The 1,183-nt window shown below is 57.9% G+C and carries 1 pseudogene; it reads right to left on the bottom strand.

What is annotated here, in order from left to right:
* Positions 1-1,092, bottom strand: a pseudogene (locus ACVWZ1_RS14355) (RNA-guided endonuclease InsQ/TnpB family protein); the annotation flags it as partial.
* Positions 1,093-1,183: the final 91 nt, after the last annotated feature.

The following is a 1,183-nucleotide window of genomic DNA, read 5'->3' on the forward strand; positions in this document are numbered from 1 at the left end:
TCCAGTCCGCATCCCCTTCCCATCCACAATGCCCACACTTAAACTGCTTCCCACGGCGATAGGACTGTTCAGGGTCAGGATGAATGTGCAAACACCGGTGGCAGGTCTGCGACGTGTAGGCAGGCGGAACCAGAATCAAAGCAACCCCTGCTCCCACAGCCTTGTACTCCAGAAATTGACGGAGTTGGTAGAACGCCCAACTGTTCCCCCTGCGCCGTTCGGCTTTGCTGCGAGGCTGTCGGTTGATGCGCTCTCTGATCCCCGTCAAGTCCTCAAGGGCAAGGACTGCCTGCTTCTGTTGCGCTTCCCGGACAATGGAGGCACTGATGGTGTGGTTGAGCCAAGTCTGAAACCGCCGCTCCCGCCCCGACAGCCGTTGCAAGATTTGTCTCGCCCTGCGGCGAGTCGACCTTGTGCCTTTCGAGGCTTTTCTCTGCAGCGACCTGCGCACTCGGCTGAACCGATCTCTGGTTTGGTTCAACTGCTGTCCATCCCACCCCCTGTCGGTGCTGGTCTTGGCAATCTCTCTCCTGCCCAAGTCCACCCCAATCGCGACAGCGGGACGGAGTCCTTTGACCTGAACGGCCTGCTGCGGCTCAGGCACCTGCTCGGTCAGTTGGATGTGGACATAGTACGAGCCGTCTCGATGTTGGCAAAGCTGGGCAGAGGTCGGTTTTTGTCCCCGCAACTTGCCCCTTTGATAGTTGCCCAAACGCAACTGAATTCGCTCCCGTCCCCCCACCAAGCACAGGCTGACGGTCTCGTCCTGTTCCCGATAGGAGAAGAGGCGAGCGTCGTAGTCGGCGGAAGTGGGCTTGAATGTTTTGACGGGGCGACCTTGAGTTTTGGCAGTCTTGCGGTTAGCTCCCACTCTTGCACAGACTCTAACGGCTAGGTTGGCACTGAGTCCGAACTCGCTGCGCAGGGTTTGGTACACCTGTGCCTGAATGGCAACAGGGTTGCAGATATTTGGCTTGACCGTTTGGTTGGTGTAGTGGCAAGCGGCGGCAAAGGCCTGGAGTGTGGCTTGTATTTTGGCCGCCTGTTCGGGCGTGGGTTGGACTTACAAACCAGTGTTAGAGTCTGTTTCATGGGTTGTATTGTACACACATGAAAGCCGCCCTGTCGCGTCAGCGGGCCGTAGGCCTTAAGGGCGGGGCTTCAGACCCAGTTTTTTCGGTGA

The organism is Thermostichus sp. MS-CIW-25, assembly GCF_054060015.1.